The sequence below is a fragment of the Microbacterium sp. CCNWLW41 genome (genome assembly GCF_037083505.1).
Genome location: NZ_JBAOJP010000003.1, coordinates 497112 through 519479, shown reverse-complemented (window position 1 = coordinate 519479; position 22368 = coordinate 497112). Strand labels below are relative to the sequence as shown.

The 22368-nt window shown below is 72.1% G+C and carries 24 protein-coding genes and 1 tRNA gene; 7 read left to right on the top strand and 18 right to left on the bottom strand.

Annotated features, from left to right (window positions below; genetic code table 11):
* Positions 1-24: 24 nt before the first annotated feature.
* The gene (locus V6R91_RS14130; protein WP_067245167.1) at positions 25-807 is read right to left on the bottom strand and encodes an isoprenyl transferase; all 783 of its coding nucleotides are present in this window, start codon (positions 805-807) and stop codon (positions 25-27) included.
* Between the two features lie 118 nt (positions 808-925).
* On the opposite strand from V6R91_RS14130, the gene trhA reads away from it, so the two are divergent.
* Positions 926-1663 (top strand): PAQR family membrane homeostasis protein TrhA, encoded by a 738-nt coding sequence (gene trhA / locus V6R91_RS14125; RefSeq protein ID WP_336395794.1) that lies wholly within the window; start codon positions 926-928, stop codon positions 1661-1663.
* Here trhA and V6R91_RS14120 read toward each other — a convergent pair.
* The gene (locus tag V6R91_RS14120; RefSeq protein ID WP_067245164.1) at positions 1643-1957 is read right to left on the bottom strand and encodes a hypothetical protein; all 315 of its coding nucleotides are present in this window, start codon (positions 1955-1957) and stop codon (positions 1643-1645) included. The genes trhA and V6R91_RS14120 overlap by 21 nt on opposite strands.
* 66 nt (positions 1958-2023) lie before the next feature.
* On the opposite strand from V6R91_RS14120, the gene V6R91_RS14115 reads away from it, so the two are divergent.
* Positions 2024-2410: a DUF4307 domain-containing protein gene (locus V6R91_RS14115; RefSeq protein ID WP_271062881.1), complete on the top strand. Its 387-nt coding sequence runs from the start codon at positions 2024-2026 to the stop codon at positions 2408-2410.
* 97 nt (positions 2411-2507) lie between these two features.
* Positions 2508-2996, top strand: coding sequence for a transcription elongation factor GreA (gene greA / locus V6R91_RS14110; protein WP_336395793.1), 489 nt, complete (start codon positions 2508-2510; stop codon positions 2994-2996).
* A 72-nt stretch (positions 2997-3068) separates the two neighbouring features.
* Here the strand turns inward: greA and ilvA are convergent, their stop codons facing one another.
* Complete coding sequence (ilvA, locus tag V6R91_RS14105) at positions 3069-4382, bottom strand: threonine ammonia-lyase (protein ID WP_219085887.1); 1314 nt, start codon at positions 4380-4382, stop codon at positions 3069-3071.
* The gene (locus V6R91_RS14100) at positions 4379-5581 is read right to left on the bottom strand and encodes an AI-2E family transporter (RefSeq protein WP_271063080.1); all 1203 of its coding nucleotides are present in this window, start codon (positions 5579-5581) and stop codon (positions 4379-4381) included. Before V6R91_RS14100 ends, ilvA begins: the two co-directional genes overlap by 4 nt.
* Positions 5582-5680: 99 nt before the next feature.
* Between V6R91_RS14100 and V6R91_RS14095 the strand changes: the two genes are divergently transcribed.
* Both V6R91_RS14095 and V6R91_RS14090 read left to right on the top strand, forming a co-directional pair.
* Entirely contained in the window at positions 5681-7033 is a 1353-nt protein-coding gene (locus V6R91_RS14095) for a winged helix-turn-helix domain-containing protein (protein WP_336395792.1), read from the top strand.
* Complete coding sequence (locus tag V6R91_RS14090) at positions 7030-7965, top strand: hypothetical protein (protein WP_336395791.1); 936 nt, start codon at positions 7030-7032, stop codon at positions 7963-7965. The genes V6R91_RS14095 and V6R91_RS14090 overlap by 4 nt, the downstream gene beginning before the upstream one ends.
* Positions 7966-8056: 91 nt before the next feature.
* On the opposite strand, the gene V6R91_RS14085 is transcribed toward V6R91_RS14090, so the two are convergent.
* The 3 genes from V6R91_RS14085 to V6R91_RS14075 form a co-directional block, all read right to left on the bottom strand.
* On the bottom strand, positions 8057-8635 hold the full coding sequence (locus V6R91_RS14085) for a LemA family protein (RefSeq protein WP_271061604.1): 579 nt from the start codon (positions 8633-8635) through the stop codon (positions 8057-8059).
* 77 nt (positions 8636-8712) lie between these two features.
* Complete coding sequence (locus tag V6R91_RS14080) at positions 8713-10026, bottom strand: D-arabinono-1,4-lactone oxidase (RefSeq protein WP_271061605.1); 1314 nt, start codon at positions 10024-10026, stop codon at positions 8713-8715.
* Positions 10023-11270 (bottom strand): alanine racemase, encoded by a 1248-nt coding sequence (locus tag V6R91_RS14075; protein ID WP_336395790.1) that lies wholly within the window; start codon positions 11268-11270, stop codon positions 10023-10025. The genes V6R91_RS14080 and V6R91_RS14075 overlap by 4 nt, the downstream gene beginning before the upstream one ends.
* Positions 11271-11372: 102 nt before the next feature.
* Here V6R91_RS14075 and V6R91_RS14070 point away from each other — a divergent pair.
* Positions 11373-11445 (top strand) — tRNA-Leu (locus V6R91_RS14070).
* A 47-nt stretch (positions 11446-11492) separates the two neighbouring features.
* Here the strand turns inward: V6R91_RS14070 and V6R91_RS14065 are convergent.
* Positions 11493-12101: a GNAT family N-acetyltransferase gene (locus V6R91_RS14065; RefSeq protein WP_336395789.1), complete on the bottom strand. Its 609-nt coding sequence runs from the start codon at positions 12099-12101 to the stop codon at positions 11493-11495.
* Positions 12098-12703 carry a TetR/AcrR family transcriptional regulator gene (locus V6R91_RS14060; RefSeq protein WP_336395788.1) on the bottom strand — a complete coding sequence of 202 codons (606 nt, stop codon included), beginning with the start codon at positions 12701-12703 and terminating at the stop codon, positions 12098-12100. Before V6R91_RS14060 ends, V6R91_RS14065 begins: the two co-directional genes overlap by 4 nt.
* Positions 12704-12867: 164 nt before the next feature.
* On the opposite strand from V6R91_RS14060, the gene V6R91_RS14055 reads away from it, so the two are divergent.
* Entirely contained in the window at positions 12868-13467 is a 600-nt protein-coding gene (locus V6R91_RS14055; protein ID WP_336395787.1) for a rhomboid family intramembrane serine protease, read from the top strand.
* A 52-nt stretch (positions 13468-13519) separates the two neighbouring features.
* Here the strand turns inward: V6R91_RS14055 and V6R91_RS14050 are convergent, their stop codons facing one another.
* From V6R91_RS14050 to V6R91_RS14010, 9 genes are all read right to left on the bottom strand, one after another.
* The gene (locus V6R91_RS14050; RefSeq protein WP_336395786.1) at positions 13520-15034 is read right to left on the bottom strand and encodes an NAD(P)/FAD-dependent oxidoreductase; all 1515 of its coding nucleotides are present in this window, start codon (positions 15032-15034) and stop codon (positions 13520-13522) included.
* Positions 15035-15075: 41 nt separating this feature from the next.
* The gene (locus tag V6R91_RS14045; RefSeq protein WP_336395785.1) at positions 15076-16386 is read right to left on the bottom strand and encodes a S8 family serine peptidase; all 1311 of its coding nucleotides are present in this window, start codon (positions 16384-16386) and stop codon (positions 15076-15078) included.
* Positions 16387-16396: 10 nt separating this feature from the next.
* Positions 16397-16930 carry a DUF501 domain-containing protein gene (locus V6R91_RS14040; protein WP_336395784.1) on the bottom strand — a complete coding sequence of 178 codons (534 nt, stop codon included), beginning with the start codon at positions 16928-16930 and terminating at the stop codon, positions 16397-16399.
* Between the two features lie 59 nt (positions 16931-16989).
* Entirely contained in the window at positions 16990-17559 is a 570-nt protein-coding gene (locus V6R91_RS14035; protein WP_174522524.1) for an FtsB family cell division protein, read from the bottom strand.
* Positions 17560-17618: 59 nt separating this feature from the next.
* Positions 17619-18899 carry a phosphopyruvate hydratase gene (gene eno, locus V6R91_RS14030; RefSeq protein ID WP_271061611.1) on the bottom strand — a complete coding sequence of 427 codons (1281 nt, stop codon included), beginning with the start codon at positions 18897-18899 and terminating at the stop codon, positions 17619-17621.
* A 100-nt stretch (positions 18900-18999) separates the two neighbouring features.
* On the bottom strand, positions 19000-19665 hold the full coding sequence (locus V6R91_RS14025) for an O-methyltransferase (protein ID WP_336395783.1): 666 nt from the start codon (positions 19663-19665) through the stop codon (positions 19000-19002).
* Positions 19666-19697: 32 nt separating this feature from the next.
* Complete coding sequence (locus tag V6R91_RS14020) at positions 19698-20774, bottom strand: CPBP family intramembrane glutamic endopeptidase (RefSeq protein ID WP_336395782.1); 1077 nt, start codon at positions 20772-20774, stop codon at positions 19698-19700.
* Between the two features lie 39 nt (positions 20775-20813).
* The gene (locus V6R91_RS14015) at positions 20814-21920 is read right to left on the bottom strand and encodes a DUF1648 domain-containing protein (RefSeq protein WP_336395781.1); all 1107 of its coding nucleotides are present in this window, start codon (positions 21918-21920) and stop codon (positions 20814-20816) included.
* A complete protein-coding gene (locus V6R91_RS14010; protein WP_271061615.1) occupies positions 21917-22315 on the bottom strand; it encodes a GntR family transcriptional regulator in 399 nt (132 codons plus the stop codon). Before V6R91_RS14010 ends, V6R91_RS14015 begins: the two co-directional genes overlap by 4 nt.
* Positions 22316-22368 lie beyond the last annotated feature (53 nt).

Sequence of the window (22368 nt, the reverse complement as noted above, 5' to 3'; positions counted from 1 at the left end):
GTCGGGACGACCGGACGCGCGGCGTCACTTCCCGAAGCGGCGATCCCGGTCGGCGTAGTCGCGGATGGCGCGCAGGAAGTCCACCTCGCGGAGGTCCGGTCCGAGCGCCTCGACGAAGTAGAACTCGCTGTGGGCGCTCTGCCAGAGGAGGAAGTCGCTCAGCCGCTGTTCGCCGCTCGTCCGGATGACGAGGTCCGGGTCCGGCTGCCCGCCCGTGTAGAGATGCTCCCCGATCATCTCCGGGGTCAGATGCGCGGCGAGGTCCTCGAGCGTGCCTCCGGAGGCCTCGTGCTGCACGATGATGCTCCGCACGGCGTCCACGATCTCGTTGCGCCCGCCGTACCCGACGGCCAGGTTCACGTGGAGCCCCGTGTTCTCGCGAGTGCGCTCCTCCGCGTCGGCGAGCACGCGGGCCAACGGTTCGGGGAGGATCTCGGCACGCCCCACGTGCTTCACCCTCCAGGTCGGCTGGTGCGACAGCGAGTCGGCGAGCTCACCGATGATCTCGATGAGGTCGGCCAGCTCCCGCGGGTCGCGCTTGAGGAGGTTGTCCGCGGAGAGGAGGTACAGCGAGACGACGCGAATCCCGAGGTCGTCGCACCACTGCAGGAACTCCCGCATCTTCGCCGCCCCGGCGCGGTGCCCGTGCGCGGCGGACTCGTAGCCGAGCTGACGCGCCCACCGCCGGTTGCCGTCGATCATCATCGCCACGTGATGGGGCATGGTCGCCGGGTCCAGGCGACGCCGCAGTCGCCGACCGTACAACCGGTAGAGCGGTCCGCTCCCCTGTTCTGACCGTGCACTCACTCCCCTACGCTACCGCGCGCGCCCCGCCTCCGCGGGGTTGGTCGGCGGACCCGTACGGGCGGGCGTCGCCTGTGAATATGTGCCGATGTCGGCATGGGCGGGCGCCTAGAGTGAGCAGATGAGCAGCGCGAACCCGAACGCCGCCCCCGACCTCCCTCAGCTGCCGCTCATGGAGGCTGCGGCCACGGACGCACAGGCGGACATCAAGCCGACCTGGCGGGGCTGGATCCACGCGGGCACCTTCCCCGTCGCGATCGCCGCCGGCGTCGTCCTCATCGTGCTCGCACACGGGGTCCCCGCCAAGTGGGCGGCGGCCGTGTTCATGGCGACGTCCCTGCTGCTGTTCGGCAACTCCGCCGTGTACCACCGGTTCAACTGGGGTCCTCGGGTGAAGGTCGTGCTCAAGCGCATCGACCACGCCAACATCCTGCTCCTGATCGCGGGGACGTACACGCCGATCGCCGTCCTCGCGCTTCCCCCGGACAAGGGGATCCTCCTGCTGTCGCTCGTCTGGAGCGGCGCGATCCTGGGGATCCTGTTCCGCGTGTTCTGGATCCACGCGCCGCGCTGGCTGTACGTCGCGCTCTATCTGCTGCTCGGATGGGCCGCGGTGATGTACATCGTGGACCTCGTCCTCGCGAACGTCGCGATGATGGTGCTCGTGTGCGTCGGCGGCGTGCTCTACACGCTCGGCGCCGTGGTCTACGCGATGAAGCGCCCGAACCCGTCTCCCGGCCACTTCGGGTTCCACGAGATCTTCCATGTGTGCACGGTCCTGGCGTTCCTCTGCCACTGGACCGCGTGCCTGCTCATCGCGTTGGCGCCGGCGTCGCCCTCACTCGGTCTTCCCGGCTGAGCCCCGCGGTCCGTCGCCTGCGGCGTCCTCCGGATCCACCGCCTGGTCGTCCGCCGTCGTCGCCTCGACGGCCGCGTCTGCCTGCGCCTCCGCGTCCAGCTCGGCGCGGACCTCCTCGCGGTAGCGCACGCGGCGGATCCGGCGCTGCATGTCCCAGATGAGGACGACGACCCCGATCACGAGGATCGCGACGATCGCGAAGCCCCAGGGCCCCGGCGTCACCAGTTCCGGGTCCACCGTGGGTGTCGGGGTCGGAGACGGCGACACCGCCGCCCGCACGAGCGCATCGATCATGTGTCCGCCCTTCCTGGCCCCACGCGTTAGCCTGGAATCCAGCCTAACGATCGGAAGACCCCACCCGTGACCACGCCCGCCCAGCTCGACGAGCGCTACGGCCGCACCCGACGCGGCAGGCTTCCCTGGATCATCGGCGGCGCCCTCGCGGCGATCGTGATCGTCGTCGCCGGATGGATCACCGTGCGCTCCACCGCGGATCAGGTCGACGTGACCGGCACCGGGTTCGAGGTCCTCGACGAGCACGCCGTGACGGTCTCCTTCCAGATCACCGCTCCGCGGGATCGCGACGTGCACTGCATCGTCGAGGCCCAGGACGAGGAGTTCGGGATCGTGGGATGGCGCGTGCTCGACTACCCGGCCTCCGCGGAGCATTCGCGGGCGTTCACCGAGAAGGTCCCGACCGTCGGTCTCGCGACGACGGGTTTGGTGAACACCTGCTGGGTCGAATAGGCTCGTCTCGATCAACGACGCCCCGGCACGGTGCCGGGGCGTCTTGCCATATCCCCGCAGGCCGTCGCCGCGGGGATCCGAATTAAGGAGTATCGCCGTGTCGAACGACGCTCAGGTCCCCTTCCTCACTCAGGACGCGTACGACCGCCTCGTCGCCGAGCTGGAGCACCTGTCCACCGTCGGCCGCGAGGAGATCGCCAAGCGCATCGAAGCGGCTCGCGAGGAGGGCGACCTCAAGGAGAACGGCGGATACCACGCCGCCAAGGACGAGCAGGGCAAGCAGGAGGCCCGGATCCGCACGCTGGAGCAGCTGCTGAAGACCGCCAAGGTCGGCGAGGCTCCCGCCAGCCGCGGCATCGTGGAGCCCGGCACCGTCGTCACCGCCGTCGTCGCGGGCGGCGAGGAGGTCTTCCTCCTCGGCAGCCGCGAGATCGCGGGCGGCACGGACCTCGACGTCTACAGCGAGGCGAGCCCGCTGGGCAGCGCCATCCAGGGCCTCAAGGTCGGCGAGAAGACCTCGTACGAGGCCCCGAACGGCCGGATGATCGACGTGGAGATCGTCAAGGTCGAGACCTTCGCCGGCTGACGCTCTCCGCAGCGCCGGCCCGCACGACACCGCCCCTCTCCGATCCGGAGAGGGGCGGTGTCGTGTGCGCGGTCAGTCCGGGACGACGATCGGCTCGAAGCCCGCGGCCCGCAGCGTGTCGAGCGTGAGCTCGGAGTGCTCGGGGCCCCGCGTCTCCACACTGAGCTCCAGGATGACGTCGCTGATCTGCAGCCCGTGTCCGTGCCGGGTGTGCATGGCCTCGATGACGTTCGCGCCGGCCTGCGCGATGAGCTCTGACACGCGCGCGAGCTGTCCCGGCCGGTCCGGAAGGGGGATCCGGATCGTGAGGTAGCGGCCCGAGGCCGCAAGGCCGTGGGAGACGATCCGCTGCAGCAGGAGGGGGTCGATGTTGCCGCCGGACAGGACGGAGACCGTCGTCCCGGTGCCGGTCACCTTGCCGGCGAGGATCGCCGCGACGCCGACGGCCCCCGCCGGCTCCACGACGACCTTCGCCTGCTCCAGCAGGACCAGCAGCGCGCGGGCGATGTCGTCGTCGCTGACGGTGACGACCTCGTCCACGAGCTCCCGGGCGATCTCGAACGGCACGTCGCCGGGCTTGGCCACGAGGATCCCGTCCGCGATCGTCGGGCGGGTGACGATCTCGACGGGCTCCCCCGCTCCGAGGGAGGGCGGCATGGCGGCGGCGTTCTCCGCCTGCACGCCGATGACGCGCACGGTGCGACCCGCCCGCGCCGCCGACGCCTTGACGGCCGCGGCGACGCCCGCGATCAGGCCGCCCCCGCCGATGCCCATGATGACGGTGTCGACCTCCGGGACGTCCGCCACGATCTCCAGCCCGAGAGTGCCCTGCCCGATGACCACGTCGCGGTGGTCGAAGGGGTGGATGAGGACCGCGCCGGTGCGCTCGGCGAACTCCGCGGCCAGCCGCAGCGAGGTCGCCACGGTCTCTCCCTCCAGCACCACGTCGGCGCCGTAGCCGCGCGTGGCCAGGAGCTTGGGCACCGGGACGCCGATCGGCATGAAGATCGTCGCGCGGATGCCCAGGGCCTGCGCGGCGAGCGCGACGCCCTGCGCGTGGTTCCCGGCCGATGCGGCCACGACCCCGCGCGCCCGCTCCTCGGCGGTGAGCCGCGACAGGCGGTGCACGGCGCCGCGGATCTTGAACGACCCGGTCCGCTGCAGGTTCTCCATCTTCAGCAGGACGGGCGACCCCAGGACGTCCCCGACGGCGCGCGACGGCAGCGTCGGCGTGTGCGTGACCACGCCGTCGAGTCCGCGCGCGGCCTCCTCGATCTCGGCCAGGGACGGTACCGCTGTCGGGGTCGATCCGGGCCGGGGATCCGTGTGGTCGTTCTGCACCGTGTGCTCGCTCCTCGTCGTCGTGGTCGGGTCCGCGGGGGTCATCGGGCTTCCCCGTTGCGTGGTCGTCGGGGGGCGGGGACGGTCCGCCAGATGTAGTCGCCGTGCGGATCGGCGCCGGTGCGCCAGGCGCCGCTCGCGATCGTCACCGCCGCGACGTTCGCGAACGCGGCGAGGGGCACGGCGAACAGGGCGCCGGGGATCCCGGCGATCATCGCACCGCCGGCCACGACGAGGACGACGGCCAGCGGATGCACCTTGACGGCCGAGCCCATGAGGATCGGCTGGAGCACGTGTCCCTCCAGCTGCTGGACGCCGAGGACCACCACGAGCATCCACAGGGCGATCCACGGCCCGTTGTAGACGAGGGCCAGGAACACCGCGAGCGCCCCGGTGACGACGGCCCCGACGATCGGGATGAACGAGCCGAGGAACACGAGGACCGCCACCGGCACGGCCAGCGGCACGCCGAGCAGGAAGGCGCCCAGCCCGATGCCGGTGGCGTCGATCGTCGCCACCAGCAGCTGGGTCCGCGCGTAGTTCATCACCGTCGCCCAGCCGTTGCGTGCGGCGGCGTCCGCGGCGGGACGCCCGGCCTTCGGGAAGAGCTTGAGCGTCCAGCGCCAGATCCCGGCGCCGTCTGCGAGGAGGCAGATGAGGATGAACAGCGCGAGCACCGCGCCGGTCGCGACGTGCCCGAAGGTCGTGCCGATGGCCAGGGCGCCGGACCACAACGCCTCGCCCTGCTCCTGCAGCAGGGCCATGCCCTGGTCGATGTACGCCTCGATCTGCGCGGCGGACAGGTGGAAGGGCCCCTCGATGAGGAAGGTCCGCAGATCCTCCACGGCCGTCGCGGTGCGGGCCTGGACCTCTCCCCACTGCTGGCGGATCTGCCAGATCGCCAGCCACAGCAGACCCACGACGATGACGAGGGTGCCGACGAGCGACACGGTCACCGCGAGCCAGCGCGGGAACCGCTTCCGCAGCATCCACGCGAACGCCGGCCACAGCAGAGCGGTCACGAGGATGGCCACCATCAACGGGATCACCAGGAGCTTCAGGAGCATGATGAGCCAGATCAGCACTCCCGCGGCGGCCGCGATCACCAGGAACCGCCACGAGTACGCGGTGGCGATGCGCAGACCGGAGGGGAGTCCCTGGTCCACCTCGCCGGACACGGTGCGATTCTGGAGCAGCTCGCGCAGGCGCTGACGGCCTGTCTCGTTCGAACGCCGGTCGCTCATCCGCCAAGTCTACGGGCAGGCCCCGGCTCGTGCGGGCGTGCACGACCACACGCGCCGGGCCCCGCGGCCATGTCGGAGCCGGCGGGTACGCTGGCCCGCGTGACCGACACCCTCAGCTCCGCCGAGGCCCGGCGCGTCGCCCTCGGCGCGCAGGGCCTGTCCCGACGACGTCCCGCATCCCCGCAGGCACGCCACCTGCACACGGCGATGCAGCGCATGGGGGTGCTGCAGATCGACTCGGTCAACGTCTTCGCCCGGTCGCACTACCTGCCCCTGTTCTCCCGCCTCGGCGCGTACGATCCCGCCGTCCTGGACCGTGCATTCCTGCGCCCCTCGTCCCGGTACGTCGAGTACCTGGCGCACGAGGCGACCTTCGTCCCCGCGGACGACTGGGCCCTGTGGCGCTTCCGGATGGACGACTTCCGCGCGAAGTACGGCGGGGACGCCTACCGGGGGTCTCCGCGCACGCTGGACGCCGTGCGCGCCGAGCTCCGCGAGCGCGGCCCCTCCCGACCGGCCGACATCCGCGGGGAGGCACCGCGTCCCCGCGGGCCCTGGTGGGACTGGGACGAGGTCAAGCACGCCCTGGAGTTCCTCTGGCGCGTCGGGGAGGTCGCGATCGCCGGGCGCGTGGGGTTCGAGCGGCGCTACGCACTGGCCGAGGACGTGATCCCCGCCGAGGTCCGCGCCCGGGAGATCCCCCGGGAGGACGCGGTGCGCGAGCTCGTGCGTCGCGCCGCCCGCGCCCACGGAGTGGGCACGGCCGCCGACATCGCCGACTACTACCGCCTCCGGGACCGGGCGCTGGTGCAGCGGTCGCTGCGGGATCTCGAGGACGCCGGCGAGGTGCGTCCGGTGCGGGTCCGGGGATGGGAGCGCGGCGGACGCGCGCTGCCGGCGTGGATCCACGCGGAGGCGGTCCTCCCCCGTCGCATCGACGCGACGGCCCTGCTGACCCCGTTCGACCCCGTGGTGTGGTTCCGCGAGCGTGCCCTGCGGGCGTTCGAACTGGACTATCGGATCGAGATCTACACCCCGGCCCACAAGCGCCGTTACGGCTACTACTCCCTCCCCGTGCTCGTCGGGGACCGGATCGCCGCGCGGGTGGACCTGAAGGCCGAGCGTGCGACCGAGACCCTGCGCGTGCAGTCGGCCTGGTGGGAGCCGCAGGCCCGCCCCGCGGAGGACGCGCCCCGCATCGCGGAGGAGCTGCGTCTCGCCGCCGCCTGGCAGCGGCTCGCTCACCTGTCGGTCTCGCACTGGGGCGACGCGAGCGACGACCTCGCGGATGCGCTCCGCGTCGGCGGCGCCGTCTCTCGCCACGCCGTCGATCGACGCCCTCCGCACTCGAGCGGGACGCCTTCGGGATCCCCGACGGCCTCCGAGGACCGAGAGCCCGACGACGCGGCGCGCGAGGTCGACGACGCAGACGAGACGGAGCCCGCGGCGTGACGTCCGCCCCGGTTCGGTCCCGCCGAGGGCGGCTCGTCGCGATCGCTCTGACGCTCCTGGTGCTGGTCGGCGGGGGCGCACTCTGGTGGTCGGTCTCCCGGCCGCCCGCATCGGCGGCGGACACCGCGCTGGCGGCCTTCCGCGCGATCGCGGACGGAGACGCGGAGGCGGTCAGGGCCTTCGGCGTCGGGGTCGGGGTCGGGGTCGACGAGCGTGCCGCGGACGCGCTGGAGGCCGCGCGCGAGCGTCCGAGCGCGCCCCGCGTCCTCACCGCGTCGGAGCGCGGGGACGAGGCGCGGGTCCGCGTGTCCTTCACGCTCGACGGCCGGGAGCACGAGACGGACGCGCGGCTCGAACGTCGGGACGGCGCGTGGAGGCTGACGGACGCGCCCGTCGGCGGGCTGCTCGTGTCCCGCCCCTGGGGCGGCGCCCGGATCGGCACGACGCCGCTCGGCGAGGCCGATGATCCGGTGGCACTGCTTCCCGGCGTCTACGACGTGGCCTCGGCGCCCGCTTCCCTCGTGTCGGGCGAGGTGCGCGCGGTGGTGCTCCCCGGTGAGGAGGCCGCCGTCTCCCTGCGCCCGCGGCTCACCGAGGAGGGCGTCGCGAGCGCCCGTGCGCAGCTCGAGGACTATCTGACCGCCTGCACGCAGACGGCGTCCGCCGGGTCCCCGCCCGAGAACTGCGGGATCCGGGTGCCCTGGGCCGCCGACCTGTCGACGCTGGATCGCCTGAGCTTCCGCATCGAACGGATGCCGGCGCTGGAGCTGGACCCGCCGTCGTTCTCCGCCACCGGCGGCGTCCTCGTCGCGACCGCCGAGGGGACGGACCGCGCCGGGTCCGCGGCGTCGGTCACCTACCGGACGGACGCATGGAGCGTCTACGGCGACGTCCGTGTGGACGCAGAGGTGATACGGCTCGCCGTGCGCTGAGCCGATCACACGGCTCGGAACGCCCCCGGGGAGACGCGCAGAGGTCCCGCGCCCTCTTCGGACGCGGGACCTCTCGCGGGCGGTTCCCGCCTCAGAACTGGACGCGCGGCGGCTCGGCGATCGCGGCGCCGTCCACGACCTCGAAGAACTCCCGTTCGGAGAATCCGAGGTTCCGTGCGAACAGGTTGTTCGGGAAGACCTTGATCTTCGTGTTCAGCTCGCGGACGCCTCCGTTGTAGAAGCGGCGCGAGGCCTGCACCTTGTCCTCGGTGTCGACGAGGGCGTGCTGGACCTGCAGGAAGTTCTGGCTGGCCTGGAGCTGCGGATACGCCTCGGCGACCGCGAACAGGCTCTTCAGGGCCTGCTGCAGGTGTCCTTCGGCGACCCCCGCCTCCGCCGGGCCGCTCGCCGAGAGCGTCTCGGCGCGCGCGCGGGTGACGTTCTCGAACACGGCCTTCTCGTGCGCGGCGTACCCCTTCACCGTCTCGATGAGGTTGGGGATGAGGTCGGCGCGCCTCTTGAGCTGCACGGTGATGTCGCTCCAGGCCTCGTCCACGCGGACGTTCAGCTGCACGAGCGAGTTGTACGTCGACCACAGGTAGATGCCGACGACGACGGCCAGGACGACGATCACACCGACGACGATGAATACCGGAATGAGCCCTTCCATGGATCCCGGCCCCCCTTTCAGCTCTTTCGGCCCATCCTATCCCCGCGGCCCCGAACGCCCGCTGGACGCCGGCGCGGTCAGTCGCCGAGCACCCGCGTCAGATAGGCGTTCTCGAAGCGCCGCTCCGGGTCGAGCCGGTCGCGGAGCGCGACGAAGTCGTCGAAGCGCGGGTAACGCTCCCGGAGCGCGTCGCGATCCAGACCGTGGAGCTTGCCCCAATGCGGGCGTCCGCCGTGGTCCAGGCAGATCCGCTCGACGGCGTCGAAGTACGCCCGAGGGTCATGCCGCCAGTACCGGTGGACGGCGATGTACGCGCTGTCTCGGCCGTGCGCGGTCGACAGCCATCGGTCGTCGGCCGCGGCGAAGCGCACCTCGACGGGGAACTCGATCCGCCATCCGCGCCGTGCGATGTGAGCGCGGATCTCCTCGAAGGCGGGCACCACCTGGTCTTTCGGGAGGGCGTACTCCATCTCCCGGAAGCGCACGGTGCGCCGCTGCGTGAGCACGCGGTGCGAGAGGTCCGTGTACTCACGGTTCCCGGTCAGTCTCACCGCGAGACGGTTGAACGGCGCGGTGATCGGCGACGCCACGACGCCGGCGGCGCACACGAGCCGGTAGACCCCGTTGGACAGCAGCGTCTCGTCCACCCACCGCCCGACCGGCGGCAGCGGATGGCGCACCGCCGATTCGGGCAGCCGGTCGGTCGTCTTCGTGAGTGCCACGTCCGTGTGCGGGAACCAGTAGAACTCGAAGTGGTCGGCGTCCGCCGCGCGCTCGTGCACGCGCTCCAGCGTCTCGTCCAGCGGCGCCGGCGCGTCGACCGCGTGCATCACGAACGCGGGGACGCACTGGAGGGTGACCTCGACGAGGACCCCGAGTGCGCCCAGGCCCAGGGCGATCGCGGGCACGAGCTCGGGCTGATGCTCTTCGTCGACGCGCAGGAACTCCCCTGAGGCGGTGATGAGCGTCGCCCCGACGACCTGGGTCGCGAGCCCGCCGAACCCTGTCCCCGTGCCGTGGGTGCCGGTCGAGATCGCCCCCGAGATCGACTGCCGGTCGATGTCGCCGAGGTTCTCCATCGCGAGTCCGTACGGGGCGAGGAGCCGCGGGATCCGGTGCAGCCGGGTTCCGGCGAGGAGCGTCACCCGGCGCCGCGCCTCGTCGACGGCGGTCACACCCTGGAGGTCGTCCAGCTCGAGCAGGACGTCCGGGCCGACGGCGATGCCGGTGAAGCTGTGGCCGGCGCCGACGGCCTTCACCCGCAGACCCTGGCGGGCCGCGGCGACGACCGCGCGCTGCACGCCCTCGGGCGTGCGGGGACGCTCGACCCGCACGGGACGGACGGACGCGGTCCGCCCCCAGTTCTGCCAGATCCCGCCGGGACGTGTCACAGGAACGCCTTTCCCTCGCCGCGATAGGTGGGCAGCTCGCCGACGACGCGATCGCCGTCGACGAGGTGGTACCGGTCGAGGCGCTCGGAGGCCTCGCCGCTCTTGGCATGCCGGAACCACACCCGGTCCCCGGCGCGGAGCTCCGCCGCCGCCGGCCCCTGCAGGGGTGTCTGCACCTCGCCCGCGGCCTCCCTCGTCATCGTGCGCAGTCCCTCGGGCCAGACCGCCCGCGGCTGGCGCGACGCGAGCGCGGGTCCCGACGCGATCCACCCGCCGCCCAGGACCGTGGCGATGTCCGGCGCCGGCCGACGGACGACGTCGAACGCGATCGCCGCGGCGGGAGCCGGATCGAAGGTCCGGTAGCCGTCGAAGAGATGTCCTGCGAGGAGTCCGCTTCCCGCCGTGATCTCGCTGAGCGCCTCGTCGGCGCCGGAGAACTCGAGCGATCCGGTGCCGCCGCCGGTGACGAACTCCAGCGGCACGAGCGAGCCCACGGCGTCGACGATCGCGGTGCGGCGGACCCGGAGCTCCTGTCGCGACCGCGCCTGCACCGAGCGGATCAGCGCGTCGCCGCTGCCGGTGTCGTCGCCCTGGCCGGCGATCTGCGCCTCGTACATCTGCAGGCCGACGAGGCGGAACCCGTCCCTCTCGGCGACCGCCCGCGCGAACCGCAGGGTCTCGTCCGGAGCATGCAGCGGCGAACGGCGGACGCCGACATGGCCGAGGGCGGCCGTCCGCCAGGACGCGTCCACGTCGATCGCGACGCGGACCGGCGGACGCCCGCGCGGCGGGGCGACCGCATCGATGAGATCGAGATGCTCGACCGCGTCGACCATGAGCGTGATGCGCGAGGCCGCCTGCTCGTCCGCCAGCAGGCGGGCCAGCGCCGTCCGGTCGACCGTCGGGTACGCGACGACGATGTCGTCGTGCTCCTCGGCGAGCCACAGCGCCTCGGGGAGCGTGAAGGCGAGCAGCCCGCGGTAGCCGGGGACCCGCAGTGCCGCATCGATCACGGCGCGGACCCGGACCGACTTCGTCGCGATCCGGATCGGTCGTCCTCCCGCGCGCACGACCATGTCGAGGGCGTTGTACCGGAGCGCGGCGAGATCGATCACGCCCACGGGCGCGGGCAGGTGCGCCGTCGCGGCGGTCAGGCGCGGCCACCAGGAGGCCGGGTCGTGCCACGGCGGACGAGCGGGGCGCGGCGCCGGAGAGCCGACTCGGTCACCGATGAGGTCGAGCACTCCCCCACCATAACGGCCTTCCGGTCGGGGCCGCGCCGGGCACGGACACCGGCGACGCGCCGAGCGGCGGCGGCTAGGCTCGGAGGGCCGTCCGTCGCGGACGCCCCCGTAGCCCAACGGCAGAGGCAGGCGACTTAAACTCGCTTCAGTCTGGGTTCGAATCCCAGCGGGGGCACCCGCCGTGCACGCCTCGAACCGTGATCCGACACGTCGGGCTCGCGCTCAGCCCGTATCGCCCGACCGCGCGCGGCGCAGACCCATGGAGACGTACGCGGAGAAGCCCGCCCGCTTCGCGAACGGGACGCGTCGCCGCTGCGTCTCGGCGAACCCGAGCTTCGCGTACAGTCCGAGCGCGGGGGCGTTGGTGTCCTTGATGTCCCGCAGCACGACCTCGTCCGAGGGCGACTCCAGGAGTCGACGCAGGAGCGCCGTGGCCACGCCCTTGCCTTGATGCTGCGGCACCGTCGTGACATAGGCGATCTCCATGAGACCCGGACGCGCGTCATCGTGGGCTCCCATGAACTGCCGCCGGACGATCCAGGAGCAGACGAGCCCGTGCACCGGACCGAGCACCCGCTGGAGATGACGCCGATCGGGCGCGAAACACTCCTGAGCCCCTTCGGTGACGACCGCGACCGCCGCGGGCTCGCCGTCGACGAGCGCGACGTGGAAGCGCTCCAGGATCAGCATGGGTCCGAAGGCCGCGACGAGCACCTCCCTTTCCGCGGAGAAGAAGGCGAAGTCCTCGGCGAACCCGCCGACGAGTACCCCGGCGACCCGGTCCCGGTACGACTCCCCCAGCTCGTCCGCGCGTGCGACGTCTATTCTCATCCGTCGCCCCCTTCCATCAGCCGGAGGATGAGGTCGACATCCGCCACCGGCGTTCTCGCGCCCAGTGCAGCGCGCATCATCGTGAGGCCCGTGAGCATGGCGAAGTAGTGGGCGGTCATCCGCTCGGGGTCTCCCGATGCGATCTGTTTCGCCGCCTGCCCCCGTTCGACGAGCGCGGCGAACGACCGCCAGAGCGCGTTCTGCGTCTCGGCGAGCCGCGCGGTCGCGCCCTCGGGCGTATCTGTCGTGAACGCCTGGTTCATCAGGACGGAGAACTCGACCGCTCCGTCGTCTGCTGCGAGGTCCGCCACATACGCCTCCGTGAAGGAGCGGATCATCTCGATGGGATCGCCCTCCGACGAGAATTCGGCGGCGGCTGCCGCGAGTCCGGTCGTGGCCTGGTCGAGGAGCGCGTCGAAGAGCTGTTCCTTGCTGTCGTAGTGCCGGTAGATCGAGCCGATGCTGAGGCCCGCCTCGTCAGCGATCTGCCGGATGCTCGCGGCCGCGAAACCACGATGCGCGAACACCCGCACGGCGGCGGTCTCCACGGCGGATCGTGTAGCCGAGCGCAGCGCCTCGTTCTGCTCCGTCGTCCGCGGCATGACTCTCCTTTCAAATGAACGTTCGTTCACTTTATGCCAGGACAATGACGACCGCAACTCGGGGCGCCGCCCGTTGCCGAGACTCGCACGACCCTTCGCTAGGCTGAGGCGTCTCGGGGCGGAGTCGGGCGTGCCCCGGATCGTCGAACTCCACGGAGGTGCGCATGAGCGATCCCCGCCCCCGTCGCACCTCGACCCTCGCTCCGCTGCTCGCCCCCGTCGTGCTGCTCGCCGTGATGTGGGCCGTTCAGATCGCCGACGCGGTGCTTCCGGGCACCTTCACGGTGTGGGGACTGCGGTCCTGGGACCCGAGCGGCCTGCCCGGCATCGTCGTCGGGCCGCTGCTGCACGCGGGCTGGGCGCACCTCATCGGCAACAGCCTGCCGTTCCTCGTCCTCGGCGCGCTCGTGGCGGTGGAGGGGGCCGGCCGGTTCTGGCTCGTGACCGTCGTCGTGGCCGTCGTCGGCGGTGCCGGGACCTGGCTGCTGAACCCGCCGGGAACCGTGACCGTGGGTGCGTCAGGACTGGTCTTCGGCTTCTTCGCCTACGTGCTCTGTCGCGTCCTCGTCGCCCGGTCCGTGGGGCATCGGATCGCCTATGCGCTCGTCGCGCTCGTCGTGATGGCGTTGTACGGGGGCTCCATGCTCGCGGGCATCGTCGCGGCGCCCGCCGGAGTCTCGTGGCAGGCGCACCTTTTTGGGGCGATCGGCGGCATCGTCGCCGCCCTGCTCACCCGACCGCGACGCACGAGTCCCACCTCCTGATACGAGGAACGCCCCGGTCCTCACGGGTCCCGGGGCGTTCTCCGTCAGGCGGTCAGCTCGCAGCCGCCTCGGCCTTCTTCGGCGCGGACTTCTTCGCCGGAGCCTTCTTCACGGGCTTCGCCTCATCCGCCGGCTTCGCCTCATCCGCCGGTGTCGCGGCCTTCGCCGGTGCCTTCTTCGCGGGCGCCGCCTTCTCCGCGGCCGGGGCCGCCGCCTTGGGCGTGGCCGAGGGCGCCGCGTCCGCGGCCGGGCGCGGCCGCGCCGCGAACTCCTCGAACACGTAGCGCGGGTTCTGCACCGTCTCGAGGTTCACGAGGTCGCGACCGAGCCACAGGTTGTGCCACCAGCCCCACAGCACGCGCCACTTGCGCTCCCACGAGGGGATCGCCAGACCGTGGTATCCGCGGTGCGCGACCCAGGCCACAAAGCCCTTCAGCGCGATCTTGCCGGACTGGAAGACGCCGTTGTACAGACCGAGACCGGCCACGGCGCCCAGGTTCTTGTGGACGTACTGCTTGGTCTCCTCGCCGCGCAGGACGGCGACGAGGTTCTTCGCGAGCAGCTTGGCCTGACGGACCGCGTGCTGGGCGTTGGGCACGCAGTAGCCGCCCACGCCGCCGCCGGTCAGATCCGGCACGGCCGAGACGTCGCCCGCGGCCCACGCGCCCTCGACGGCCTCTTCCTCGGTGCCGACCCGCAGGTCGGCACGCGTGCGGATGCGGCCGCGCTCCTCGACGGGGAGGTCCCCGCCGCGGACGACCGTCGGGTTCGCCATCACGCCGGCGGTCCACACGATGAGGTCGGTCGGGATGACCTCGCCGGTGGAGAGCTCGACGTTGCCGTCGATGGCACCGGTGACCTGGGTGTCGAGGTGCACGTTCGCGCCGCGCTTGGCGAGATCCTTGAGCACCCACTCGCTCGTCTTCAGCGACACCTCCGGCATGATCCGGCCCATCGCCTCGATGAGGTGGAAGTGGGTGTCCTCGAACGAGATCTGCGGGTACTTCGACACCAGGGCGGACGAGAGCGAGCGCAGCTCCGCGAACACCTCGATGCCGGCGAAGCCGCCGCCCACGACGACCACGCTGAGCAGGCGGTCCCGCTCGGGGCCGGCCGGGAGGGACGCGGCCTTGTCGAAGTTCGACATCAGCTTGTCGCGGATCGCGACGGCCTCCTCGATCGTCTTCAGGCCGATCGCGTTGTCCGCGATGCCCGGGATCGGGAAGGTGCGCGACACCGCGCCGGCGGTGACCACGATGTGGTCGTACGCGAACTCGTACGGCTCGCCGGCCGGCGGCGTGATGGTCGCGATCTTGTTGGCGTGGTCGATGCCGGTGACCTTGGCGGTGACGACGTGGGTCCGCTTCAGGTGGCGACGGTGTGCGACGACCGAGTGGCGCGCCTCGATCGAGCCCGCGGCGACCTCCGGCAGGAAGGGCTGGTAGGTCATGTAGGGCAGCGGGTCGACCATCGTGACCTCGGCCTCGCCCTTTCGCAGGTGCTTCTCCAGCTTCCAGGCGGTGTAGAACCCCGCATAACCTCCGCCGACAATCAGGATCTTGGGCACAGAAGAATTCTTCGCCACAGGGGGACAACTCCTCGTCGTCGTCAGGGACTTGGCGTGCGTCGGGCGCGCGCCGATCGGATGCGCCGGGCAGCTGCGGTGACGCCAAGCCCGATAAGAATACCAGGCAGAGTGACCGCGATGAGCGGCAGGGTACCGTACAGCAGCGAATCGGCGCTGGGGATCAGCGGGGAACCGGGCACGGTGGGCGGTTCGGCCGCCTCCAGCGGCGGGATGCTCACCGGCGCGCTGGTCGGCTGCGGGAGCTCGGGAGCCTCGCCGCGCCGGTGCAGCCGGATCCATTCCGTCAGCTCGTCCTTCGGGCTCGTGTCCACGGGGTCCACCGCCGCGTTCACGGCCGCCTCGGCGTCGACGAGACCGTACCCGTACAGCGGGTCGGGCCGCTGCGTGGCGGCCGGCGCCGGACGGGCCGTGCGGGTGATCCGGTTGATCACGTCGCCGGCGTCGAGGTCCGGGTGCGCGGCGCGGACCAGGGCGGCGATCCCCGCGACGATCGGTGCCGCGCCGCTGGTGCCGTTCCACGACTTGACCTCGCCGTCGGCGGCGATGCCGAGCAGCCCCTCGCTCGGCGCGGACACGCCGATCGTGATGCCCTGCGTCGAGGCGGACCGGCTCGCCATCCCGTGCTGGTCCACGCCGCCGACCGTGAGCACGCCCGGGATCGTCGCCGGGGCGCCGACCTGCGTCGTCCCGCTGCCGCGGTTGCCGGCGGCCACGACGACGACCACGTCGTGCTCGTAGGCGTAGAGGAAGGCCTCGTCCCAGCTCGGGTCCCAGTCGAGCGTGTTGGTCGTGAAGGACAGGTTGATGACGTCCGCGCCGTGGTCCACGGCCCACACCATCGCATCGGCGACCTGCTTCGCGAACGGCACCGGCGCCGAGGAGCCGAATCCGAGAGAGATCGAGAGCAGGTCGGCCTCGGGCGCCACGCCGATCATCCCGCTGCCGTCGGCCTTCGGGCGCGCGGCGGCCAGCGACGCCACGAACGAGCCGTGATCGCTGTCCAGCGGCCCCACCGGCGTGCGCCCGTCGGGACTGCCGAGGTCCGAGACGTCGGTGCCGTCCTTGACCGCAGCATCGAACGCGGGCCCCCGAGCGACACCGGTGTCGATCACCGCGATCGTCACGCCCGCGCCGCGGGTGACCGCCCAGGCGTCCCGGATCTTGGCCCCGTCGAGCCAGTACTCGGCGGTCTGCACCGGGTCCGGCGTCGGGGTGGGCGTCGGGCTCGGGGTCGGGCTCGGCGTGGTCGCGATGAGCAGGGTGGACGCGGCGACCACGATGGCCGCCAGCGTCGTGCGCAGCAGGACCTGCGCTCCCCCCGTCGCGTTCATGGCGTCCCGGTCACTCCCCCGCAGGACCGGTTCCCGCGGCTCCGGGCTCGTCGCACTCGCAGCGCTGCGGCGACCACCGCGAACGCCGCAGCGCCTCGTCACCGAGCGGGTTCACCCCGGGGCCCGCCGCGAGGGCATGACCGGCGAGGGCGTGCAGACACTTCACGCGCGTGGGCATCCCCCCCGCCGAGACACCCGCGATCTCCGGAACCTCGCCGTACTGCGCACGGTCGGCGAGGTAGGAGTCATGCGCGCGACGGTAGGCGTCCGCGACCTCCTCGTCGTCCAGCATCGCGGCGATCTCGGGCATCACCTGGCCCGCCTCGAGCGCCGACATGGCGGCGGTGGCGGCGGGATGCGTGAGGTAGTAGAACGTCGGGAACGGGGTGCCGTCCGCCAGGCGCGGGGACGTCGCGACCACCGTCGGGTTGCCGCACACGCAGCGCGCGGCGATGCCGACGACCCCGCGCGCGGCGCGTCCGAGCTGTGCGGAGACGACGGCGATCTCGGCGTCCGTGGGCGGAGCGAAGGCGGGGGCGGTCACCCCTCCAGCGTACGGGAGGCGGCTGTGATCTCCGTGAGGACCGCCGGGCTCCGAAGGGCTCAGGGGGCCGGGGTCTGGTCGCCCTCCGCGGGCTCCCCGGACGAGCCCGCGGGGGCTTCGGTCGCGGTCCGGGCCAGGCCCGCCGCGGTGAGCGAGCGCAGCAGCTGCGGCGCCCAGTCCGAGGGCTTCTCCTCGATCGTGTCGCTGACGGGCTCGGGGTCGCGCGGAACCGCCGCGGGATCCAGGTCGTCGTCCACGAGGTAGACGACCTCGCCCGGACGGAAGTAGTAGAGGCGCTCGCGCGCCTGGGTGGTGATGTAGGCCGGATCGTTCCACCGCTCGCGTTCGAGCTCGAGCTCGGCGATCCGGTCCTTGCTGACCTGCACGGACTGCTCGAGCGCGGCGATCTTCTGTCGCTGGTCGAGGTACGTCCCGAGGGTCGGCACGAGCACCCAGGCGCCCAGGATCACCAGCGACAGCATGATGACCATGAAGCCGGACAGGCGGATCCCGCCGACCCAGCCGCGCGCGTCGATCCCGGCGGCGCTGGAGCGGCGTCCCGCCCGAGCCGCGGCCTGCGGGCTGCGCCGCTCCGGGGACGCCGAAGGGGGAGCCGGCCGTCGTGCCATGACTCCCCCTTCGTCGAGATCCGTGCGGGTCGGAGACCCTCGTCCGTTCGCGGCCCCGATCAGGCCGTGAAGCGCGGGAAGGCGGATCGCCCGGCGAACACCGCGGCGTCGCCCAGCTCCTCCTCGATGCGCAGAAGCTGATTGTACTTCGCCACCCGCTCGCTCCGAGCAGGCGCACCGGCCTTGATCTGGCCCGCGTTGGTCGCGACGACGAGGTCCGCGATCGTGGTGTCCTCCGTCTCGCCGGAGCGGTGCGAGAGCATCGCCGTGTAGCCGGAGCGCTGCGCCAGGCTGACCGCGTCGAGGGTCTCGGTGAGCGTGCCGATCTGGTTGACCTTCACGAGCAGCGAGTTGGCGACGCCGCGCGAGATGCCGTCCGCCAGGCGCTGCGGGTTGGTGACGAAGAGGTCGTCGCCGACGAGCTGTACCTTGGTGCCCAGAGCGTCGGTGAGGGCCTTCCAGTTGTCCCAGTCGTCCTCGGCGAGCGCGTCCTCGATCGTGACGATCGGGTAGTCGTTCACCAGGCCGACGTAGTACTCGGTGAGAGCCGCGGCGTCCCAGTCCTTGTCGTCGAGGCGGTACACGCCGTCGGCGAAGAACTCGGTGGCCGCGACGTCCAGGCCGAGCGCGATGTCCGTGCCCGGGGTGAAGCCGGCCTTCTCGATGGCCTTGACGAGGAAGTCCAGCCCCTCGCGGTTGCTGGGCAGATCCGGGGCGAAGCCGCCCTCGTCGCCGAGCCCGGTGGCGTATCCGGCGGCCTTCAGCTCGGCCTTCAGCACGTGGTACGTCTCCACGCCCCAGCGCAGCGACTCGGCGTAGGTCTCGGCGCCGATCGGGGCGAGGAAGAACTCCTGCATGTCGATGCCGTTGTCGGCGTGCTCCCCGCCGTTGATGACGTTGAACAGCGGCACGGGCAGCACGTGCGCGTTCGGGCCGCCGAGGTAGCGGAACAGCGGGAGGTCCGCGGAGTCGGCCGCCGCCTTGGCCACGGCGAGGCTCACGCCCAGGATGGCGTTGGCACCGACACGCTTCTTGTTGTCGGTGCCGTCGACCTCGATGAGGATCTCGTCGACGATGCGCTGCTCGCTCGCCTCGACGCCCTCGATGGCGGGGCCCAGCTCGTCGATGACGGCCTCGACCGCCTTCTGCACGCCCTTGCCCGCGTAGCGGCCCTTGTCGCCGTCGCGCAGCTCGTACGCCTCGAAGGCGCCGGTCGATGCACCGGAGGGGACGGCGGCGCGCTGCACGATGCCGTCATCGAGGAGCACCTCCACCTCGACGGTCGGGTTGCCGCGTGAGTCGAGAATCTCGCGTGCGCCTACAGCCTCGATCAGTGCCACGGGTGTGCTCCTTGCTCGCAGGGGTGGAAGGGGGTGGAGCGGCGTCGGTCCGTGGGCCAGTCTAGCGACGCCGTGCCGATCCGAACGGCGAGGACGCGGATCAGAGGACGAGGGCGATCGCGACCCCGTCCCATCCCTTCGTCCCCACCGTCTGCAGCGCCGTGGCGTCGAAGCGGGGGTCCTCGCCCAGCATGATCAGTCCCTCCCGGGTCCCCACCACCTTGGGGTCCGTGCTGTCGGGGTCGACGATGTCCCCGTCCCGGCCGATGTTGTCGAGCACGACGACGGTGCCGGGACGGCCGAGCCGGGCGGCCCAGTCCAGGTACAGCGTGTTGGACTCCTTGTCCGCGTCGATGAAGACCAGGTCGAACGGCTCCTCCCGGATCAGCGTGGGGAGCATGTCCGCGCCCCGTCCGATCCGGATGTCCACGACGCCGCCGACGCCGGCCGCGTCGATGCTGGCGCGGGCGACGCGCGCGTTGCCCGGCTCGGCCTCGATCGTGACGACCCGCCCGCCGTCCCCGACCGCCCTGGCCATCCAGATGGTCGAGTAGCCGCCCAGCGTGCCGATCTCCAGGACCCGTCGCGCCCCGCTCATCCGGACGAGGAGGCCGAGGAGCTTTCCGGACACCGGTGCGACCTCGATCGCGGGCATGCCCGCCGCCTGCTGCGCGGCGAGGGCGGCCTCCAGGGCGGGGTCGTTCCCGACGAGGGTGTCGGCGAGGAAGTCGTCGGCGGCGCGCCAGTTCTGCGGAGTGGGTTCCATACGCTCAGCCAACTGCGCCGCTCCCCCGTCGGTCAAGCCTCTCGGTTTGGGACGCTGCCCGGTGTTCCGGGGTCCACGGCGGTGTCCCGGGGCCCCGGAACGGACCCCGAAACCCGCGCCGGCGCGAGGGACGGCTGTCGGCGGAACTGCCCGGTGACCGCGAGGACCACAATCACCAGCGCGCAGACGATCCAACCGGCGACGCCGAGCGGACCCGCCAGCGCCATGTCGAACGTCGTGCCGGCGAGGAAGAACCACCCGATCATCGCGCCCGAGGCGTTCAGCGCGCCGTGCGCGAACACCGCCGGCCACACCGAGGCGGAGCGCAGGCGGAGCCACCCCAGCAGGACGCCCCACGCGACGGCGCCGCCGATCATGAACAGTACGCCCGTGAGGTCCGTGCGACCGAAGTTATACCCGAGCAGCACCACCGGGGCGTGCCAGAGACCCCAGACCACCCCGCTGACCAGCAGCGCCGGCCACGTGCCGTACCTCCGCAGCGCGGGCACGAGGAAGCCACGCCAGCCGAGCTCCTCGCCGAAGGCGACGAGCGCGTTGATCGTCGCGGCGGCGATCGGGATGGACAGCAGCTGCGAGAGGATGACGACGAGGGGCGGCGGGAGCGGCGTGCCTTCCGGCACCGAGGCCTCCAGGACCTGCGCGAACCCGGAGAATCCGGCGAGGTCGAGCTGCACCCAGCCGCACGCGGCCGCGACCGCGACCGAGGCGGCGACGAGCAGGATCGGCGCGAAGAGCGCGATCACGCTCAGCCAGACGACCCGCTTGGCGGGGCGCAGCGGCCACATCCCGAGGAACCGCAGACGCTCCCCGCGGGGCACCGGGCGCAGGATCAGCATCACGAGCACGACAGCGATCGCGGGCGTGAACATCATGAGCTGCGCGAGGAGGCCGAACATCGGGCTCGCCAGCCCCTCGCCCAGCCACAGCGGGAGCGCGACGAGCCAGGCCAGCCCCAGGGCCAGCACGAGGAACACGAGGGTCGGTCCGAGGCCGACCCGGACCGGCTCCGGCCCGCCGCTCGCGGGAACGGGCCCGGGGGCGCCGGGCGCCGCGGGAACGGGCGCGTCGGGAACGGGCGGATTCGTCATGCGGACTCCCTCTCGTCGGTGCTCAGATCTCATCGGTGCTCAGGTCTCATCGGTGCGCGACGCTCGCTCCCCGCGCCCTTCCGGCCCCGGGCCCTTCGCGGCCCGCAGGGTCTCCAGGACGGCGGCCGCCTCCCGTGCCCCGTCGACCGTGACCACGAACACGGTCCCGCCGACGCGGGTGACCTGCAGCGCCTCGCCCGCGCGCAGCACCACCCCGCGGCGACCGTCCATGGCCAGCCGCCATCCCCACCCGCCGAACTCGGCGAACGGGTTGAGGGGCACGACCTCCACCCGCGCGATGTCGGCGATCGGGATCCGCGTGTCGGGCCAGCCCACCACCGACCGGACCCGGAGGCCGTCAGCGTTGACCCGCACGCGGAAGGCGAAGCCGGACCCCGCAGCCACGAGGACGAGGAACGTCGCGACGACCATGATCGCCGCGGGCCACCATTCGCCGGTGTCCGCGGCGGTCGCGACGATGAAGGCCGTCAGCCCGGCCATCAGCAGCACCGCGACCCCGACGACCACCTGCCCCGCCCTCGCCATCGACGCCGAGCCGAACCAGACGACGCGCTCTCCGGCGCCGATCGGCACGGTCCCGGGATCGGCGGGGCGGGGCTGCGCGGGCGCCACCTTCGGCTGCAGGAACCAGCCGATCACCGCGACGACAGCGAGGATCCCGAACCCCGCGAACGTCCACGGCATGATCTCCGGCGCCTCCGCGGCGTCGTCCAAACCGCGCTGCACGCCCGCCGTCACGAGAGACAGCACGCCCATGAACACGCTCAGGCCGAGGTTCATGGCGCCGAGGAAGCGGGCGGTGACCGACCACTGGGGCTGACCCGTCCGATCCGAGACCACACCGCCCCCGCCGGACAGCATCGCGGGCGGCAGGCGGTGCGCGAACAGGGCGGTCGCCGCGAACAGGAGCACCAGGGCGATGCCGATGAGCGGGGTGATCAGCAGCATCGGCGGCGGCGCGAACCCGTCGGGGCCGCCGCCGGACCAGTGCACGGCCACAGGGTCGGGCAGCTCGGACAGCCACGCGGCCACCGTGCCGAAAGAGATCCCGAGGATGCCGAGCGGCACGATCACGCCGACCCAGACGAAGGCGGCGCGGGCGCGGCGGATGTCGGTGTCGGTCATGCGTTCTGCTCCTGGGTATCGGGGCGGCGGGGTGCGGGGGCGCGCCGCAACGCGGGTTCCTGGACGAGCGCGGCGAGCGCCCCGGCCGAGAGGCCGAGCGTCGCGGCCCGGTCCACCAGAGCCCGGATGTCGTCGTGCAGCTCCTGGAGGGTCGCGGCGGAGGACGCGATCACCGCTCCCCGGCCGCGCCGCAGATCGACGAGGCCCTCGTCACGGAGCTGCTGATAGGCGCGCAGCACGGTGTGCACGTTGATGCCGAGCCCCTCCGCGACCTCTCGGGCGGAGGGAAGACGGTGGCCGGGCCGCAGGGATCCGAGCAGGATGTCCGCGCGCACGGAGGCGGCGATCTGCTCGAAGATCGGCCGGGTGCTCTCCTCGTCGATCCTGATCAGCATGCCACCCCCTTCCTTCAATTAATCTAGTGCAAATAGAACTATTGTCTCTACCC

Excerpts from the sequence above, each read along its gene's own strand:
- trhA (WP_336395794.1), top strand. The coding sequence starts at position 926 with ATGAGCAGCGCGAACCCGAACGCCGCCCCCGACCTCCCTCAGCTGCCG.
- V6R91_RS14120 (WP_067245164.1), bottom strand. The coding sequence starts at position 1,957 with ATGATCGATGCGCTCGTGCGGGCGGCGGTGTCGCCGTCTCCGACCCCG.
- ilvA (WP_219085887.1), bottom strand. The coding sequence starts at position 4,382 with ATGACCCCCGCGGACCCGACCACGACGACGAGGAGCGAGCACACGGTG.
- V6R91_RS14100 (WP_271063080.1), bottom strand. The coding sequence starts at position 5,581 with ATGAGCGACCGGCGTTCGAACGAGACAGGCCGTCAGCGCCTGCGCGAG.
- V6R91_RS14085 (WP_271061604.1), bottom strand. The coding sequence starts at position 8,635 with ATGGAAGGGCTCATTCCGGTATTCATCGTCGTCGGTGTGATCGTCGTC.
- V6R91_RS14065 (WP_336395789.1), bottom strand. The coding sequence starts at position 12,101 with ATGAGAATAGACGTCGCACGCGCGGACGAGCTGGGGGAGTCGTACCGG.
- V6R91_RS14060 (WP_336395788.1), bottom strand. The coding sequence starts at position 12,703 with ATGCCGCGGACGACGGAGCAGAACGAGGCGCTGCGCTCGGCTACACGA.
- V6R91_RS14055 (WP_336395787.1), top strand. The coding sequence starts at position 12,868 with ATGAGCGATCCCCGCCCCCGTCGCACCTCGACCCTCGCTCCGCTGCTC.
- V6R91_RS14045 (WP_336395785.1), bottom strand. The coding sequence starts at position 16,386 with ATGAACGCGACGGGGGGAGCGCAGGTCCTGCTGCGCACGACGCTGGCG.
- V6R91_RS14035 (WP_174522524.1), bottom strand. The coding sequence starts at position 17,559 with ATGGCACGACGGCCGGCTCCCCCTTCGGCGTCCCCGGAGCGGCGCAGC.
- V6R91_RS14025 (WP_336395783.1), bottom strand. The coding sequence starts at position 19,665 with ATGGAACCCACTCCGCAGAACTGGCGCGCCGCCGACGACTTCCTCGCC.
- V6R91_RS14020 (WP_336395782.1), bottom strand. The coding sequence starts at position 20,774 with ATGACGAATCCGCCCGTTCCCGACGCGCCCGTTCCCGCGGCGCCCGGC.
- V6R91_RS14015 (WP_336395781.1), bottom strand. The coding sequence starts at position 21,920 with ATGACCGACACCGACATCCGCCGCGCCCGCGCCGCCTTCGTCTGGGTC.
- V6R91_RS14010 (WP_271061615.1), bottom strand. The coding sequence starts at position 22,315 with ATGCTGATCAGGATCGACGAGGAGAGCACCCGGCCGATCTTCGAGCAG.